The sequence below is a fragment of the Rhizobium sp. CECT 9324 genome, from assembly GCF_918741265.1.
In the GTDB taxonomy this organism is placed as follows: Bacteria; Pseudomonadota; Alphaproteobacteria; order Rhizobiales; family Rhizobiaceae; genus Allorhizobium.
In genome coordinates this window covers 742589-760475 of the sequence record NZ_CAKKMZ010000002.1, presented here as the reverse complement: position 1 = coordinate 760475, position 17887 = coordinate 742589, and the positions used below count along the sequence as shown (strand labels likewise).

The following is a 17887-nucleotide window of genomic DNA, read 5'->3' as shown; positions in this document are numbered from 1 at the left end:
TCCGATCTGGGCGAACGACTGGAGAAATACGAGATCAACCAAGTGTACGGTGCTCACGGCCATCCGCAGACGCAGGGCAAGATCGAACGCTGCCACCAGATGCTCAAGAACCATAGGCTCAGTTCAACAATCGATTTTCCCGCAAGCGAACGGTTGCCATGTCGACAAATGCCCGGGCCTTTGCAGGCGCGTGTCTGCCTTCAGGATGAAGGATATGGATGGGCATTGCCGGCTCCTCATAGTCGCTGAGAACGATCTGCAACTCCCCTGTCACAAGCGCGGGGCCTATCTGGTAGTGCAGAACCCTGGTCAACCCCCAACCTGCCTTGGCCGCCGTGATTACAGCTTCATTGGTGTTGCACTGAAGTATGGGATCTATCGTCACCCGGTCATCGTTTCTAAAGCGCCATTCCGGCGAGGCCCAGGCACTTGTTGAAGCCGCAATCCGATGGTTCTTGAGTTCAGCTGGCGTTGTTGGAATGCCAAAGCGCTCAAAATATCCTGGAGATCCACAGACGACGTGCCGAACCGCGCCCACCTTGATAGCCGCGATGCCCGAATCCCGCAGATGGCCGATGCGCACCGCGACGTCTACCCCCTCTTCAACGATGTTGACCGGGCGATCGATAAACAGGGTCCTGGCACGCATGCTCGGATACGAATTCAGGAATTCGGTGACAACAGGAAGCACATACATCTGCCCGAACAAAGCTGATGCCGTGATGGCTAGCGTACCTGTCGGCGTGGCATAGGAGCCCGCAGCCGCTGCTTCTGCCTCAGCGATATCGGCCAGTATGCGGCGGCAATCCTCGTAGTATCGTATCCCCGCCTCGGTCAACTTTACGGATCGCGTCGTGCGGACGAACAGGCGGCCGCCGATGACGTCTTCGAGCGCTGCCACGCTCCGCGTAACGGCCGGTGCGCTCATATACATGTGACGCGCGGTCTCAGCAAAGCTCCCTGTTTCGGCAACCTTTGCGAAAATTCTCATCGCCTGCCATCGATCCATTGCATCCCCCATTCGCTCGTGCTGAATGAATCCGCCATTGCGCATGGTGTTGTACCAATCTCGATGGACGTCCTGCAACACTGTTTGAGCTGGAACGCAACGATCCGATCCCTGGGAGATCTAAGCGGACGTCAATCCAACTTTGCGGCCGAGAATGTGGTAGCATATGCCGGAAAAAACTCGCCTTTCCCATTTTTGTTCAATCACTTAAGACATAACGTGCCCGCGCATTGAGCTTGAATCCGGTCATGCTATTTCGCCTCAACGGAGCTCTCGGCCTCAAAAGCCGAAGTCGCTAAGCCCCGGATGGTCGGCCGGCCGGCGGCCCAGCGGCCAATGGAACTTGCGCTCCGATTCCTTGATAGGCTGTTCATTGATGCTGGCGTGGCGGGCGCGCATCAATCCATCCTCGGCGAATTCCCAGTTCTCGTTGCCATAGGCGCGAAACCATTGGCCACTGTCGTCATGGTATTCATACGCATATCGTACGGCGATACGGTTGCCCTGGAAGGCCCAGATCTCCTTGACAAGCCGGTAGTCGAGTTCCCTGTTCCATTTGCGTGTCAGGAAGGCTTCGGCTTCGGCGCGGCTGGTGACGAATTCGGCGCGATTGCGCCAGCGTGTGTCGAGCGTATAGGCCTGCGCCACCTTGGCGGCATCGCGGCTGTTCCAGCCATCTTCGGCAAGGCGGACCTTTTCGATGGCACTCTGTTGATCGAAGGGCGGAAGCGGTGGACGGGACATCTGCATTTCCTTCTTGTGTAGGCAAAAGGTGGGAAGGCGGCCGCGGGTTGGCCGCCACCCGTGATGAGCTCATGCTGCAAGGCGGCCGACACGTGGAAAATCGATCTCGGTGCCAAGCGCTTCATTGACATAGTTGGTGAAGGTGTTCAGCGCGACATGTGCGATGATTTCCAGAATTTCCGCATCGCTGTAACCGGCAGCGCGAACCTTTTCGATCTCGCCGGCCGGAACCGAGCCGCGAACATCGACAAGCGCACGGGCGAATTCGACGGCGACAGCAGCCTTCGGATCGTTCGACGTTCCTCGGCGGTTGGCGTCAATCTCGTTAACCTCCAGCTTGGCAAATTTCGTGCCGGTATAGGTGTGGGCAGACAAACAATAGTCGCAGCCATTGGCTTCGGCCATAGTGAGCGCGATCCGCTCGCGAGTGGCAGGGGGAAGCTCGCCCTTGCCGAGAGCGTGCTGCAGGGCCGTCAGCCCGTTCAAAGCAGCGGGGCTGTTTGATACCAGGCGAAAGATGTTCGGAACGGAGCCGATCTGCTTCTGGATCGCTTCAAGCACGGGTCTGGATGATTCCGGTGCATCCCCGATCGTAGCAGGCGTTGCAATGCGTGACATGTCTATCTCCTTGAGGTGATTGCGAAAGGCTGTGCCTTTCGTCCCGATGAAGATGCGCCGGTTTGGCTTGGTGGTGAATGTCGAAAACGAGGAAGATACTCTTGCACCAGACGCATCAATGAGGCGCCTCAGAGTTCCAGCTGGATCCGGTTCCCCTGACCATTGTCCTGCTCGGCAGGAACGGCGCAGCAAAGCAGGACCTCACCTTCGGCGATCGCCGCTGTTGGTTCCTTTATGTAGGTCACCGCACCCTTGGTGAGCTTGGTCCGGCAGGTGCCGCATGTACCTTCACGACAACTGAACTCGGGCTCCAGGCCGCGCGCTTCCGCCAGGTCCAGCAGCGTGCCGGTTTCCGGGGTCCACCGCGCCTCCTTCAGCGATCCCATGAAGGCGACCGGCACCGGCTTTGTCGATGGCGGCAGGCGCTCTGGCGCGGTCACGCCAGCGTCGAGGGTTCGAGTCAGGGATGAAGGACCGAAGGCTTCCGCGTGGATGCGGCTGTTTGAAATGTTGTAGCTCCGCAGTCCGTTATAGAGCGATTGGGTAAACTCCGGCGGCCCACAGACGTAGAAATCATAGTCACCGAACGGAAGATGACGGGAGAGCAGTTCCAAATTGATACGGCCGATCGCATCGTAGTCGATACCTTCGCTGGCCCCGTCGGCGTTACTGAGGACCCGGATCAGCCTGATGGCACCCTGGCCTGCATTGACAAGCTCGGCAACTTCCCGGTCGAACGGCCGCTCTGTCTTTGAGCGTGCGGCATGGAACAGGATGATCGGCCGGATGCGCTGTTTGCGCAGGCCTTCGTAAACGACATGGCGAAGCATGGCGAGCAGCGGCGTGATCCCGACGCCGCCGGCAAGCAGCACAGCCGGGCGGAGGGCGCTGGCGTCGATGGTGAAATCTCCGGCCGGTGCCCGCGTCTCGATCATGTCGCCGACGTGGATGTGGTCATGGAGATACTGCGACACGGCGCCGTCGCGTTTGACGCTGATGCGGTAGATGCCATCAGAGGGAGCCGTCGACAGTGTGTAGGTCCGAATGACGGGCTTATCGGCACCGGGAATCTTGACCCGAATGGGCAGATGCTGACCGGCACGATGCGGCAACAGGCCTGCGCTATCGCCGGGCTGAAGATGAAATGAGCGGATCGAGGCACTCTCTTCCACGATCTGCGTCACCGTCAAGCCGCGCCACTGGGTTGCGAGCGTTTTAGCATGCAGCCTATCGGCGGCTTGCGTCCAGTCCCCGGTCATCAAGGAGTTCTGTGACCAGCCGCCTTCCCGGAAGGCCCAGCGCAATGCCAGCACATTGCGCCGTCGCACGATCCGGCGAGCCTTGAAGGTCCACAACCGTTCAGCACCCTGGAAGGCGGCAATCTCTGGCGAATCCAGAATGACCTCGGCATCGCCGCTCATCTGCAACATGTCCCCGTTTGCATAGTCAATGAAAAGCAAGCCGGCTCTGCCGTTCAGCACGATATTGCCGAGCGTGTTGAAGAAAAGATTGCCGTCAAAGTCGGGAATGGTCAGCGTCCCATCTTCGGCGACGCGAACGAAACCCGCTTTGCCTCCACGATGCGACACATCGACCTGACGCCGGTCTTCGCGATCGGCATAGGACGCCACAAAGAAAGCATCTGCAGCAGCGATCGCAAACCGTGCCGCCTCATCAATCGTGGTCAGGTCCTCGACGGTGCCGGCAAAGGGCCGGCCTGGTTCGCGACTGAACTCAAAGTCACGCAGCTGGATATAACGCGGGCAGTTTCCAAAGCTCTGGTCGACATCGACGCGAAAGCCGCCCGGGGCGTGGGAGAAAAACCCGTTCATGCGATTGCGGCGCCTCGTGTGCATCTCCATGCCAAGAAGGCCGATCGGCTGACCATCTGCCAAGCCCTCACTTGCGGGGTCGCTCGCGTCCTCATGCGCTGCAATGTTCAAGACTTTCGATGAAGGAGAGGAGATGAAGCCGGAGCGCCCTTCGAGAAGGGTCGACCAGGCATCGCCGCGGCTGTCCACGCTGCCAACGACAATATATGGCAGCTGCGCGTAGAAATCGCGATGTTGATCCGGCATGAAATCGCGGACAAAGCGCTGACCGACAGTTGCCATGCGTTCTACCACGCCAACCTTCTCTTGTAGGTAGGTTTCACCCTCGTGCCAGGCCGGCAGCGCCTTCAGGGTCTCGCTCATGTCTAATCTCCTTCTGGAAGATAGGGCGCACACAACCGCGCGCCCCGATCACGACATCAGGCGGCAAGGCCTGCGGGCGTTTGAACGAAGGGAACAAAGCCCGGCAAGGCCTCGACACGACGGAGAAATGCATCAACCGCCGGATAGGTGGAAAGATCGACATTGCCCTCCGGTGCCCGCGCCACGTAGCTGTAGACCGCCACATCTGCGATCGTCGGACCACTGCCGACAAGCCAGTTGCGATCAGCAAGGTGGCTTTCGAGCCTGCCGAGCAATGTATGGGCGCGGTCGATGACTTCTTCAGGATTGAATTTGGCACCAAAAACAGTGACCAGCCGCGCGGCAGCTGGACCATAGGCAACTTCACCTGCGGCAACCGACAGCCAGCGCTGGACGGCGGAAGCACCCGCGGCATCCTCGGGAAGCCAATCGGTGCGGGCGGCTTTCTTCGCGAGATAGACGAGGATAGCGTTGCTATCGGCGACAACGATGCCATGGTCGTCCAACACCGGCACCTGGCCGAACGGGTTCAGTTTCAAAAAGTCCGGTTGCTTGTGCGCGCCGGATTTCAGATCGACTTCGATCAATTCGTGAGGCAGGCCAAGCAGTGAGACCATCAGGCAAGCCCGATGCGCGTGACCCGAAAGCGGGTGATGATAGAGTTTCATGGTGCGCTCCTGCGAAACAGTTGGATGGGTTCATTCCCAATCCACATCCCGAAGGTGCAACAAGCGGCCGTCCATGAGAACGGTCGAGTTTCGCAGTTCATAATTACCGCTGACGCAATAGTCCTCGCTAACGAACGGTCCTGAAGCCAAAGGCCCGAGCATGCATTGCGACGCTATGTATTACCTGCAACCCATGGATAGGGCACCATTTCACCAGATGGAATGATGTCTTGTCCATATTTTGACTTCAACATGGGGAGATAAGTAGGATTCTTCCTGTTCAGGTCTTTGATGCGTGCGGGAAAGAAATGCAAGATAACCTTATCATTGCCGAATGGCTCGAAGCCGCGCTCGCCGTGAGCAGGAAGTATCCCCGCGACCTTTGCATGATCCCAAAGATCAATGGCGCGCTACGCTGCCTCTGGTGCTGATTTTCGGTTTTGGACGATGCTGGTGACTTCGGAAGAGTGAAGTGTACCCCATTCGCACAGTGGGGCGAGGACTTTGGACAAGCTTCGGCCAAAGTCGGTCAGTTCGTACTCGACATGAGGCGGGACGGTCTTGAAGTCGATACGGCGAATGACGCCATCATCGACCAACTCCTTGAGATGCTGGATCAACATCTTCTCACTCACATTGGTTACGAGCCTGCGCAGTTGACCGGTGCGCTTGGCGCCACTGGCGAGGTGGAAGAGGATCAGCGGCTTCCATTTGCCCCCAAGGATTTCAAGAACCGCCTCCAGCCCGCATCGAAAATTCGTCTCGGTCATGATGATCTCCAATTTCTGACACTTACCAAATAGTAGGTACTGGATTGCAGGTATGCTTGGGCATACTTGAATTGGACGGCGGTGTCGACGGGCATCTCCTTTATCCCTTCAGGCGCAAACACGCGGATAGCGCTGCCAAAAACATAGAGAGCAGACATGAGCACTCCAAAGTATCCCTTGCTGGATCCCATTCGCCTGGGCGACATTGATCTCCCCAACCGTATCATCATGGCATCCATGACCCGCGCCCGAACGGACAATCCCGACTTTATTCCCAATGTCCTTCAGGCCCAATATTACGCGCAGCGCGCATCGGCCGGCCTTATCCTGACTGAGGGCACATGGCCGAACCGTGACGGCGTTGGCTTCGTCAACGTGCCGGGCCTGTACACGCAGGCGCAGGCCGATGGGTGGCGCCGGGTCACGGACGCCGTCCACCAGGCCGGAGGGCGCATTTTCGTCCAACTCGGCCACATAGGATCATCCTCGCACCCAGACCTGCTTGATGGAGCCTTGCCGTATGCCCCCTCGCCCGTAAACCCGGGGTTGAAGGCATATACGACCGCCGGCTTCAAAGACACAGTAACACCCCAAGCGATGGACCTGAGCGATATCGCGCGGACGGTAGATGACTATGCCAGAGCCGCGCACCTCGCACAGTCTGCCGGTTTTGATGGTGTTGAGCTCCATGGCATCAGCACCTATCTGATCCCGACCTTCCTTTACGAAGGCCTCAACCAGAGAACCGATGACTATGGCGGCACACCTGACAACCGCGCCCGCTTTGCACTTGAGATAATCGACGCCCTTGTCAATTCGTGGGCGCCAGGACGTGTCGGGATCAAACTCAGCCCCGGTTTGACCGGTGTCGGCAAATTCATCGCGACAGCCGAAACCTTGGCGACCTTCGAACACCTGATCGGTCAGTTGTCGAAGCGTCATCTCGCCTATCTGCAGCTGATGAACCCGATAAACGATCTCACGGGGACAGGCGTGGAAATTCTCGGCCAGGACGTCGCCAGGCATTTCCGACCGCTTTATTCCGGCACTCTGATTGCCAATGGCGGCTACACGTTCGAGACCGGCAATGCCTTGGTGCGAGATGGTTTCGCAGATGCTGTCGCCTTTGGAGCGCCATTCATCTCGAACCCGGACCTGGTCGAGCGCTACGGCAACGGCCTAACCATCAGCCCCAGCAATCGCGACACATATTATGGTGGCGGAGCCGAGGGCTATGTGGACTATCCGAGCGCGACCGAATTGGACGGCATCCGATAGACTCTCAGAGAGCTTTTCTAGACGGGCAGCGCAGCGTGTCCCCGCTGCCCGATGGGATTGAAATTAAGTGTTAGGGCGGGGCAATGGCCCGTTGTAGGCGTCAGTTCCGGACGAGCGTCCGAGTGCTTTGAACGGCGGATCGGATGGCGCAAAGCCGTCGTTAACTGCGAACACCTGTTGGCCTCTTGCTTCGGCAGCGACCACCAGAGTTCATTCACGCGCTCGACGGTCTCAACAACGGCTTTCAGTACCGCCGCTGACGAGCGTACCGATCTTCACGTCGTTCAGCAGGACATCCAGCGACGTTGTGGATCTCGGATTGGATGTTGAAAACTGTTTCGGCGACGGGGATTCCCATGATTTCAATCCCTTTGAAGGGTTGGGCGGCTTTTCGAGAGGCCGCCCGTTGGGTGTCGCAAAAGGGATGGTCAGAGCTTGCCCTCTGCGAGCAGCTCGCGGATCCGCTTCAGCGTCGACAACAGCGCTGCTTTGTAGCCTTGGTCGCTGTCGAACTGCCTCTGCTCCACCTGCTCCTCGGGGCCGTCAGACTGTTTGCCGCGAAGGCCAAGATAGCAGTAGAAACGAAGCTGCAGGGCGCCCGTCTCATCCTCGAACAACTCGTTGATAATGGCGCCTTCGCGTGGGCCGGCCGCCTGGAAGAAGGTGACCTTGCTGTGCGGCTCAAGGGTGATGATTTCCCGGATGCCGAGGCCGGCGATGGTCGCTTCGCGTACGAAATGCGTCGCGCTTTCCTCAACGACATCGCAGCGGGTGCAAAGACCGGGCGGCAGAAACAGCCGCGCATCGCGCGCCTTCATTTCCAGGCCCTTCCAGGCCTGCTCAAGGGTGAGCCTTGTTTCGCCTTCGGGGTTAACAGGGACTGTAGCGGTCGAATATATCATGGTCGTGGTCCTTGATTTGGGGTGCGAGTGCTTCGCCTTACGCCGAAGCAGCGGTTTCCGAGGCAAAGCTGCGATAGGAGCGAAGCGGTCGCCCGAGGAGTGTTTCCAGGCGCTTGACATCGCCGCCTTCGGGCAGCATGCCGTCGGTCAGGAAACGCTCCCCCATCAAGCGCATGTCGTAGGCCATCCACGCTGGCATGAACTGCCTGAGGTTCTGTTCGAAAGCTTGCGTGTCGCTGCCGCCGTAGTGGATTGGGCGACCAAGCACATCGGTCCAGATGGCGGCGATCTCAGGTCCGGTGAGTGTTTCGGGACCGACGAGGTTGATGCGGTTGAGGGGAAGCGGCTGTTCGGACTGTTCGCGACGCAGCAGTTCAAGCGCGGCGATCTCCGCGATATCGCGCACGTCGATCATCGCGAGGCCCTTGGTCCCTACGGGCATCGGATAGACACCGTAGTCGGTGATGGCGTCCTTGATCGTCAGATCGTTCTGGATGAAGTAGGCCGGGCGAAGGATCGTCGCGGGAAAAGCCATCCGCTCGATCATACGCTCGACGCCGAACTTTCCGGCGAAGTGCGGCACGTTCACGTAAATGTCCGGATGGATGACCGAGAGGTAGACGATCCGGTCGATGCCGGCCGAGCGGGCAACATTGAGCGCGATCAAAGCCTGGGTGAATTCATCCGGCACGACGGCATTCAGCAGGAACAGCGTCGACACACCCTCAAAGGCGCTGCGCAGGGAATCGACGTCCAGAAATTCACCCGTCGCGACAGCAACGCCTGCGGGGATTTTGGCTGTGGCGGGATCGCGAACGAGCGCACGGACATCTGCGCCGCTGTCAACGAGGTGCTGAATGACTTGCGCGCCGATATTGCCTGTGGCGCCGGTAACGAGAATGGTCATGGAATTACCTCCGGGTTGCTTTGCTTGACACCCCAAATATGGACGGATCATAATCGATCCAATAGACCATCAAACTAGACACTCCGTCTCACCAGTGGAACAGAAAATGGATCTCGTCGCTCTTGCCGATTTCAATCTCGTCGCTCGCCACGGGGGCTTCGGCAAAGCGGCGCGCGCCACCGGCCGGCCGAAGGCGACCCTGTCTCGACGCGTCACGGAACTTGAGGCCGCCCTTGATCTCCGGCTGTTCGAACGAGGCGCGCGCGACCTGAAACTAACCGAGGAAGGACGCGCCCTTTTTGAGCGGACAGCCGTCCTCTTGACGGAACTCGACGAAACCGCCACCTCTATTGCATCTCGTGCCGAGACGCCACGTGGTCGATTGCGGATAAGCGCCCCACTTCTCCTGTCACAAACTGCCATGGGCAAGATCGCGGCAGGCTTCGCGCTCCGCTATCCTGAGGTGCGGCTGGAGATCACGACCGAAGACCGGTCCGTTGACATGATCGAGGAAGGCTACGATCTGGTGATCAGGGTCAATCCCGATCCGGACGAAAGTCTCGTCGGCCGCGCCTTTCTCCATGACCGCCTGGTTGTGGTTGCAAGCCCCGATCTTCCGCGCCCGAGTGAACATCTCCACAGTCCGGGTGTGGTGCGCGGCACCAGCAATCTGCAGACCTGGACCGTCACGACACCGGAGGGATCTGCAACGCTCAGGATCGAACCGGTCCTCATCTTGTCGTCACTCATCATGGTCCGGGATGCCGTGCGGGCCGGCGTTGGCGCCGCGCGCCTGCCGATCTCATTAGTAAGCCACGATCTTGCTGACGGCACGTTGCTGCATTGGGGCGATATCGAGAAATCCGAGATCGCGCTATGGGCGCTCTATCCATCGCGAAGGCTGCTCAGTGCCCGCGTCTCGGCCTTTTTGGATTTCCTCAAGCAGGCCTTCCCGAATGGTACACCTGACGAATTGGCTGCCTACACTGGCCACTAACATTCCGGACTGGAAGGCGGCACCCTGACCATCCATAGGGAAACGTTCGTCGAAACGTCAAGTTTTCGGATATCGCGCCGCCTACAGGCCCCGCCATCGTCGAGAGAACGCCAGGGTATCTGCTGCATCAAGTTGGGCGCTGACCGCATCCTGGGCCGTTCATCGTGCAGATATCGGCAACCGCCCAGCTTTGGGATCGATCACTGCGGCATCATAAGCAAAATTGCCAGCGCGCTTTTATTTAACGAAGCGTATCTGCTAGATGCCGTGCTTCCAATTCAGCCATATGGATGAGATAGGCAAGTGTTTCGTGACCATCATCTTCGGCCATGCGGCAGAGGTGCATTAGTTGTTTCTCTGCTTGGTCCAGTCTGCCGGCAGCTGCGGGTCGGTCCTCCGATGCCGCTTGTTGCTCAGGCAAAGACCGTCCATCTCGATCAGACAACATAGAAAGAACCACCTGTGTTCGATTGAGGTTAACAAAAAAGACCCTAGCATTTATCCACTGGGCACCGCCACCACGAAAGACCGGTTAGCCGCACTGGCTAGACCTTTCGCACCTCGTCACGGCTACAATCAAACCGCACTCTGCCGCATCCAGCACACCGAAACCGTCCTTCACGGCATCCCAGTCTTTCACAAAAACGGAGCCGTTTTTGTCCGGCTGCTGCAGGCATGCAGAACGCTATCAGCGGATGCTGAAGGGAAAATACTTGGCATTGATGGTGTCGTAGGTGTCGTCAGATTGGATCGTATCGAGGGCGGCATTGAACTGAGCGAGCAACTGGCGGTCCGATGGACGCAAGGCGATACCCGCTCCATCACCAAAAAACTCCGTGTTCTTGATGTCGCCACCGAGGAACTCGCAGCAGCTTCCCGCCTTGGTGTTTGCCAACCAGTCATAAACTGCGAGTTTGTCTTCCATGATGATGTCGACATTTCCCTCGGCGAGCCCCTTGTACAGGTCCGGCGAAGCCTGAAACACCGTGGTTGAGACAACCGGGTAAAACTTCTTTGCATAGGCTTCCTGGGAGGTGCCGGAAGTAACGCCTAACCTCGACTTCCTCAGGCTATCCGGCGTGGTTCCGGCGATGACGGAGCCTTTGCGGACGATGAAGACCGACGGGCTGTCATAATATTTCTGGGTGAAGGACACTTTCTCGCGCCGTTCGGCGCTCATCGACATCGACGAAATGATTACGTCGTACTGTTTATCTAGCAGGCCGGGGATCATTGTCGTCCATTCCTGGATGACGAACTCACATTTGAGCTTGGCGGTCTCACAAAGCGCCTTAGCAATATCGACGTCAAAGCCCTGGAGCTTGTTTGCCGAGTCCAGGTAGTTGAAAGGCGGGAATGCGCCCTCGACGGCAATCCGGACAGTGTCATCCCCGGATGCCAAAATCGCCTCGGGTTGGCCAAATGAGGAAATGGATACGACAAAAGCCAGCGCAAAAATTTTCCGCATGAGTAGAGATTTCAATCGCAACATGTCGGCACCTTGATGTGGAAGACGCTCCAGCAAGGAGGCGTCCGGCGGTTCTTGCCCCCTAAAGCCAAACACGAAATGATTAACGAGCTGGTTGTATCGAAGCGTTAATGTTGCAACCGCTTTGAAAGCGTTTGGTAAACAATTGGGAGCAGGATCGGCACAATATCGGAGACGACTGCGTGCTCGACCAACCCCAATCCAAAACAACGACTCATAAACGACCCTGGACCACGTCAGGATCGATATTGCTGCTCCTCGCCATTAGTGGACTTGCAATTCTCGGGTTGGTTTTTCTCGCGGCTATCTGGGCAGGCTCCGAAAGTGATGCCGCTGCCCTTGATCGGCAACGGCAACTTGTCAATGACCGCCTTAATGATCAAGTGAAGCGCGTGTCGCAGGAGATCCAGCTGATTGGCGCTGGCTATGCGTCGTTTCTTGCGGTAGATCCTTTTGCTCACGGCGAGAAAACTCTCGATCAGAACAGCGGTGACGGCGCTTCATCCGCGCAGACCTTCGGCAAAATCGCAACAACGGTGTTCGGCTACAACGCTGCCTTTCTAGTCAAACCGTCTGGGGAGCTTGCGCTGAGGGCCGACACAGAAACCGCACGGCGGTTCAAGTGGGTGCGCCCTCTGCTACAGCCATTGATCCGCGACTTGGAAACCACGCACGCGCAGCGTTCATCGTCGGGTGCCGAACCAACCCGGGTAGAGTTGATGCGGCTTGAAGGCCGTCCCTCCGTGGCAGGGGTCGTTTCGATATCGGCTGCTTCGCGAGCCGATGCCAATGCGCAAGATCACGGCGCTCAGTTTTATCTCGTCGTGTTCCGCTTCCTAGACGGCGCCACTCTAGACATGATCAGCCGGGAACAGGGGCTCGCTGGCGCGCGCTATGCCCGCACCTCGGACCAGGAGCACAGCGAGGTTGCCTTCCAGATCGCGGCGACAGGAAGCGGTGAACCGCTCGGCTTCATTATCTGGGAGCCGGATCTGCCCGGCTCCCGGGTGATAGGTCGTCTCGTACCCGTGCTTTCGATAGCTGGACTTGTTATTGCAGGACTGTTCTTTGCGCTGGTGGGAAGATTGCGCAAAAGCTTGAGGGAACTGAGCGCCAGCGAGCACCACGCTCGGCATCTCTCAGCGCATGATGTTCTGACAGGACTTCCAAACCGCGCGCTGTTCCCACACCGCCTAGAGCAATCTCTTTTGGATCTCGCACCACGGCGCAAGCGAGCAGTCGTTGCGCTCATCGATCTCGACAGGTTCAAGGAGGTAAACGACACGTATGGACATGCCGCAGGAGACGAGTTGCTGCGTGCCGCGGCGGATCGCATGAATGCACTAATCAAGCCGGTGGATACCCTCGCCAGGGTCGGCGGCGACGAGTTTGCTCTTCTTCTTTCGGAGCTTGATCGCGAGGATGATGTTTACCTGACGATCTGCAACGACATCATAGAAGCGTTGAGCAAGCCGTTTCAGCTCGACACAATAGATGCCACCATTCGTATCGGATGTTCCATCGGCGTCGCGCTCTTCGAGGACACGACCTACCCGATCAAGGAGATTTTGCGACGCGCTGACGTCGCACTTTATGAAGCCAAGAACAGCGGGCGCGGGCGACTCGTCGAGTATGATCCATCTCTGGACGATCGGGTTGAGGCCCGGGAAAACCTGAAAAACGATCTTCGCCTCTTGCTTGAGGGGGCCGCGGAAGATACCGGCCAAAACGGCTGTTTGCTTGCGGCCAATGTGGGACGGCTGGAGGTCTACTATCAGGGCGTCTATCGCGCTGATGGCAGTGGACTACTTTCCGGCGCCGAGGCGCTGGTGCGATGGCACCATCCGACGCTGGGGCTATTGTCACCGGACAAGTTCATCCCGATTGCCGAAGAGACTGGCATGATCCTGCGATTGGGCGAACGGGTCCTTCGCAATGCAGCACAGGCAGCGGTCAGTTGGCCGGTCGACTTGTCGCTTGCTGTAAATGTCTCGCCATCACAGATCCGCCATCGTGGATTCGGCAGCGACGTCCTGTCGATCCTTTCGGAGACCGGTCTGCCGCCTTCCCGACTTGAGATCGAACTGACGGAGGCCGCCCTGTTCAACATTGATGAAGAAGGACAGGCGACGCTGGGCCTGCTTCGATCTCATGGCATTGGCATCGCACTAGACGACTTCGGAACAGGATTCTCGTCACTCAGCCATCTCATTCAGTTCAACATCGACCGCATTAAGATCGATCGGTCTTTCGTCAGCCTGCTCGGAGCGAAAGCCGAGGGTGCCGCCATCGTATCTGCCATTCTCGGACTGAGCCGTACGCTTGGCAAAGCGACCACGGCCGAGGGCGTGGAGACTGAAGGCCAGAGAGACTTCTTGGTCGCGGCAGGGTGCAGTGATCTCCAAGGCTATCTGCTTTCCCGCCCCCTTCCCCTGAGCGACTTTATGGAAAAAATCGGCGCCGCCTTCCAAATTGAACCCTCCGACGCTCCGAACGCCGTGCCGAGAGAACCGTCGGCGCTTGGGCGCCTTGCCGGGGACTGAGTTCGCAAGTTGACCAGCGTTGATACCGAAAATAATATCCCCGATCTATTGTGGTCGCTGTAGATATCTTTGATCGACGCAAATGCGTCTATGGCTTCTAGAGGAAAGACAGCCGTTTCTTCGTCACGGGTAAGCAAGGTCCAGTTTAGAACTGATTCCTGTCATTGACTTGTTTGGCCCCCGGTCGCGCTTTGGCTCGGGCCTCCAGTTCCGGTTTGGGGCGTTGGATCTTGATCGATATCTTCAGCAGGCCTCGCGACGTCATCATAGGTCCCTTGATCTGTTCGTTCCGAGGCTTCGTCACCGCAGCCGGCCAGCAAAAAAAGCGACCCTGTCAAAGCGATAAACGACAAACGCTTTCGCATTCTCGTTCTCCGTTACCCACCGTTGGACATACAAAGACACTCGATCTTTGCTAAATCCTGCTATTCCTGTCCGGTAACCGGTGTCGGAATTGTTCCAAGATGATGAACCGGGTTTGTCTTGTCAGCGGCCTCGACCAGCGGCCCGGTTTCGCTGGAACGGCCGCTACGTGCTGGCGGAATGAACGCGCCCACCAATCCTGCCTGGGGTGCTTCGGGAGCAAGACCCGAGGCTTCTCCAGCGTCATCTGCTCGAACACCATCCTGTTGAAGATGTGGCGCGTTGTCGCCAAGTTCCAATTCTGCTCTTCGCCAATGCTCCTCATGAAGCCCGTCGGGTGATCCATCAGCCCGCCAAAATTCGTACGCTCGGTCCTGCAACCGTTGCTGCCGGCTTTTTGCATCCGTATCGTCACTTGCCATTTGGCACTCTCCTTCATTTCTAGCTAAACGAATTTCGACGACCATTCCAAAGTAGAGCCGCTTTCGCGCCCGATGCACGTCGATCTAACAAGTTCTGGGCGATAAGGTTCCTGCCATTGATGCGGTCCAAACGCTCAGTCTTTAAGTTCAAGGGCGTGCTGACCAGCGAGGGCTTTGACCGTCGCTAAACCTCCGCTGGGTGGGAAGAAAAGCCAAACGTCTCACATGGAGCGATGAACACCACCTCGCCAAGGAGCCGCACCAACCACCCTAGTGAGGGCTGCCGCCTGGTCACCGCTTCACCTCGTGGGTTCCCATGCTGGGTACCGGTTGATTTGCAAGAAAAGGAGTGGCGCCGAGAAACGCTAACAGAAGTTTGGAACTCTGGCTGATAGCCCGGATATGGAAAACTGAACGAATTCGTGATAGATAAACAACGCCTGAGTTCGTCGTGATAAGGAGGGGAGGCGCGCGTGCGAAAGCGACTTTTTGCCGTGGCTTTAACCGCCCTTTCCCCCACTATTGGTATGCTCGCCTACAACGAATTCGCGGCTCGTTCCGAACGCAATGTAGAAGTCCATCGTCATGCTGCCCAGATGGCCAGGCAGAGCGCTTCGGACGTTGAGAGCGTTCTTGACGGGATCAAAGGTGTTCTGATCGCAACATCTGCAATACCCGCAGTTTCCGAAAAAAGTCCCGCAGCCTGCAACCTTCTGCTCAAATCGGTCGCAAGCAAGCTTGCGCCAATCCGCAATATTATCGTGATGGATATCCACGGAAAGCTTGTGTGTGACAGCATGGGATGGCAACCCGGCATGAGTTTCATTGACAGGGACTACGTTCAGCAAGCTCTAAAGACGGATGACTTGGTTGTCGGCGAATACACGGTAGCACGCGTCTCGAACGCACCTATTCTGCCGATGGCGATCGCTCTCATACAAGGGGGAGAGACAGTCGGTGTTCTGGCGACGGGCGTGAGACTGGAGTGGCTTCAAGATCAGATACAGGCGCGTGGTTTGGCGCCGGGCGGTGCCATGACGATCGCCGATCGGAAAGGTGTCATTTTAGCCCGTGACCCCAATCCGGCTAGATTTGTCGGCACAACGATACCGAATGACTATCGGCATTTGATCACGGCTAAAGCGCCAGGTACGACGGAGGTGCTCAGCCAGGACGGAACGAAACGCGTCATGGGATACATCCCGGTTTCGGCCAAGAACCCACTCTATGTCAGCGCCGGATTGTCCCTAGATGTCGCCTTCGCTCCTATCAATCGTGCCACGCTCACCGGACTATTGCTGACCGCAATCGGAACCGTCCTCGCACTTGCAGCGGCTATCTTCGTAGGTGATCGCTTCATCCTTGATCCGATCAATCAAATCGTGAATGTCCTTGATCGTTGGCGAAACGGAGACAGACTGGCACGAACGCAGATGCGAGGGCAGTACGGTGAGTTGGGACAAGTGGGTGCGTCTGTCGACGGCCTGCTTGATGAACTTGAGATACGACGCTGCGAAAGCGCCCGCGCGGAGGAAAAAAGAAAGCTCATGGCGAAGGAGCTCTCCCATCGGGTCAAAAACACACTCGCGATAGTCCAAGCGATCGCTCGACAAACCTATAAGAACCTTCCAGAGCAAAACGCCGTGTTTGCAAACCGGGTGCGCGCGCTTGGTGCTGCCTACGACATGCTCATGTCAGACGACGCGAGCGCCGCAGAACTCGCAAAAGTGGTGGAACGCGCTCTCCTGCCCGTGTGCGGGAGCATCGGTACCGGGATCTCGATTTACGGGCCGACGTGCCTGCTTGAAGCCGAGGCCGTAAATGCACTTTCCATGATCGTTCACGAGTTAGCGACGAATGCCGTAAAATATGGCGCACTCAGCGATCCCATAGGGCGCGTAAAGATCGAATGGGAAGAGCGCGAAGGACGAGTTTACTTTAGCTGGCGTGAGTTTGACGGACCCTATGTTGTTTCGCCCAACGGCGAAGGCTTTGGATCCAAGCTGATCTCGAGCGCTTTCCCAATGAGCATGGAGCCCGAAACGAAAAGCGACTTCGCGCCGGATGGCTTAAAGTTCCGTCTCTCTTTCCGCGTAGGCGCAGTTGGAAGTACAAAAGCGATAGCTTGAACTTGAGAAGGAATGAGCCTCGTTTCAGATCGTTGCTCCCTTTCTACATGGGCTGAGAAACGAACATCTCGGCCGGCTGTCAGTGCAGCCTACGGCGTCGCGTCGGGATGGATCATCCCCCCACCTTGACGCCACGGATCGCGCAATCACATTGCGCGGTCATACTTCTCATCTTCGCAAGTGCTCTTGTCGCTGGGATCCGTGCTTCGAGGATTAGAAGGGAGGCCTGAGCAACCTGGTCACAGTCTCCAGATCATAGGGCTTTGGAATAAAGGCCACCCCACCGGCAAGATCAAATCCGCCCAAACTTACGTGTCCCGACGTGACTAGGATGCGGACATTGGGGTAATTCGCACGCACAAGCTTCACCAGCCCTAAACCATCCATCGGCCCGGGCATGTTGATGTCTGTAAAAACAGCGTCGATTGAATGTGATCTGAACTGCAACAGCGCTTCGCCAGCATTTCCCGCTTCATATACCGTAAACCCAGCATCCTCCAGCGCGTCCATCGTCGCAAAACGAATTAGCGGCTCGTCGTCCACGACAAGCACAGAGCTAACCTGCGACCCGCTTTGAAAGCGCGATTGCTCCGTGCGATGTTGAGCATCGTACTCGGTTACAGCTTGATACCAATGATCGCGATCATTGCCGCCGGGTTGCCCTTGCTCCAGCCAGATTTTATGAGCACGGGTACTTATCCAGTTGTATTTTTCGATATCCATTGACTAAGCCTCTCTGCGTTCAAGGCAATGACAGTGACAGGCTATGGAAGGGGGTATCTCGGACCCGCTAAGATCAACGGTCTCATTTCGAGGAGGTTCCGAAGGTTGAATGGCAACAACCACTCTTTTT

At 57.4% G+C, this 17887-nt stretch carries 15 protein-coding genes and 1 pseudogene; 5 read left to right on the top strand and 11 right to left on the bottom strand.

Going from position 1 to position 17887, the window contains the following annotated elements; genetic code table 11:
- Positions 1-118: 118 nt before the first annotated feature.
- The 6 genes from LQ231_RS23300 to LQ231_RS23275 form a co-directional block, all read right to left on the bottom strand.
- Positions 119-1009 (bottom strand): LysR family transcriptional regulator, encoded by an 891-nt coding sequence (locus LQ231_RS23300; RefSeq protein WP_230175045.1) that lies wholly within the window; start codon positions 1007-1009, stop codon positions 119-121.
- Positions 1010-1288: 279 nt separating this feature from the next.
- Entirely contained in the window at positions 1289-1753 is a 465-nt protein-coding gene (locus LQ231_RS23295; protein ID WP_230174295.1) for a nuclear transport factor 2 family protein, read from the bottom strand.
- Between the two features lie 69 nt (positions 1754-1822).
- On the bottom strand, positions 1823-2371 hold the full coding sequence (locus LQ231_RS23290) for a peroxidase-related enzyme (protein WP_230174294.1): 549 nt from the start codon (positions 2369-2371) through the stop codon (positions 1823-1825).
- 128 nt (positions 2372-2499) lie between these two features.
- A complete protein-coding gene (locus LQ231_RS23285) occupies positions 2500-4566 on the bottom strand; it encodes a pyridoxamine 5'-phosphate oxidase family protein (RefSeq protein ID WP_230174293.1) in 2067 nt (688 codons plus the stop codon).
- A 56-nt stretch (positions 4567-4622) separates the two neighbouring features.
- The gene (locus tag LQ231_RS23280) at positions 4623-5234 is read right to left on the bottom strand and encodes a glutathione S-transferase (protein ID WP_230174292.1); all 612 of its coding nucleotides are present in this window, start codon (positions 5232-5234) and stop codon (positions 4623-4625) included.
- 410 nt (positions 5235-5644) lie between these two features.
- Positions 5645-6004, bottom strand: coding sequence for a helix-turn-helix domain-containing protein (locus LQ231_RS23275; protein WP_230174290.1), 360 nt, complete (start codon positions 6002-6004; stop codon positions 5645-5647).
- A 156-nt stretch (positions 6005-6160) separates the two neighbouring features.
- Here LQ231_RS23275 and LQ231_RS23270 point away from each other — a divergent pair, with 156 nt between their 5' ends.
- The gene (locus LQ231_RS23270) at positions 6161-7282 is read left to right on the top strand and encodes an alkene reductase (RefSeq protein WP_230174288.1); all 1122 of its coding nucleotides are present in this window, start codon (positions 6161-6163) and stop codon (positions 7280-7282) included.
- Positions 7283-7710: 428 nt separating this feature from the next.
- On the opposite strand, the gene LQ231_RS23265 is transcribed toward LQ231_RS23270, so the two are convergent.
- Both LQ231_RS23265 and LQ231_RS23260 read right to left on the bottom strand, forming a co-directional pair.
- Positions 7711-8184 (bottom strand): SRPBCC family protein, encoded by a 474-nt coding sequence (locus tag LQ231_RS23265; protein ID WP_230174286.1) that lies wholly within the window; start codon positions 8182-8184, stop codon positions 7711-7713.
- 37 nt (positions 8185-8221) lie between these two features.
- Positions 8222-9091 carry an NmrA/HSCARG family protein gene (locus LQ231_RS23260; protein WP_230174284.1) on the bottom strand — a complete coding sequence of 290 codons (870 nt, stop codon included), beginning with the start codon at positions 9089-9091 and terminating at the stop codon, positions 8222-8224.
- 106 nt (positions 9092-9197) lie between these two features.
- Here LQ231_RS23260 and LQ231_RS23255 point away from each other — a divergent pair, with 106 nt between their 5' ends.
- Positions 9198-10088 (top strand): LysR substrate-binding domain-containing protein, encoded by an 891-nt coding sequence (locus LQ231_RS23255; RefSeq protein ID WP_230174282.1) that lies wholly within the window; start codon positions 9198-9200, stop codon positions 10086-10088.
- 496 nt (positions 10089-10584) lie between these two features.
- Positions 10585-10749: pseudogene (locus tag LQ231_RS23250) on the top strand (AraC family transcriptional regulator); the annotation flags it as partial.
- Between the two features lie 27 nt (positions 10750-10776).
- On the opposite strand, the gene LQ231_RS23245 reads toward LQ231_RS23250, so the two are convergent.
- The gene (locus LQ231_RS23245; RefSeq protein WP_230174279.1) at positions 10777-11613 is read right to left on the bottom strand and encodes a transporter substrate-binding domain-containing protein; all 837 of its coding nucleotides are present in this window, start codon (positions 11611-11613) and stop codon (positions 10777-10779) included.
- A gap of 146 nt (positions 11614-11759) precedes the next feature.
- On the opposite strand from LQ231_RS23245, the gene LQ231_RS23240 reads away from it, so the two are divergent.
- Entirely contained in the window at positions 11760-14120 is a 2361-nt protein-coding gene (locus tag LQ231_RS23240; RefSeq protein ID WP_230174277.1) for an EAL domain-containing protein, read from the top strand.
- A 425-nt stretch (positions 14121-14545) separates the two neighbouring features.
- Here LQ231_RS23240 and LQ231_RS23235 read toward each other — a convergent pair whose 3' ends face one another.
- A complete protein-coding gene (locus LQ231_RS23235) occupies positions 14546-14905 on the bottom strand; it encodes a DUF2934 domain-containing protein (protein WP_230174275.1) in 360 nt (119 codons plus the stop codon).
- A 473-nt stretch (positions 14906-15378) separates the two neighbouring features.
- Here LQ231_RS23235 and LQ231_RS23230 point away from each other — a divergent pair, with 473 nt between their 5' ends.
- Positions 15379-17034, top strand: coding sequence for a sensor histidine kinase (locus tag LQ231_RS23230; protein WP_230174274.1), 1656 nt, complete (start codon positions 15379-15381; stop codon positions 17032-17034).
- Positions 17035-17247: 213 nt separating this feature from the next.
- Here LQ231_RS23230 and LQ231_RS23225 read toward each other — a convergent pair whose 3' ends face one another.
- Positions 17248-17757 carry a response regulator gene (locus LQ231_RS23225; protein WP_230174273.1) on the bottom strand — a complete coding sequence of 170 codons (510 nt, stop codon included), beginning with the start codon at positions 17755-17757 and terminating at the stop codon, positions 17248-17250.
- Positions 17758-17887: the final 130 nt, after the last annotated feature.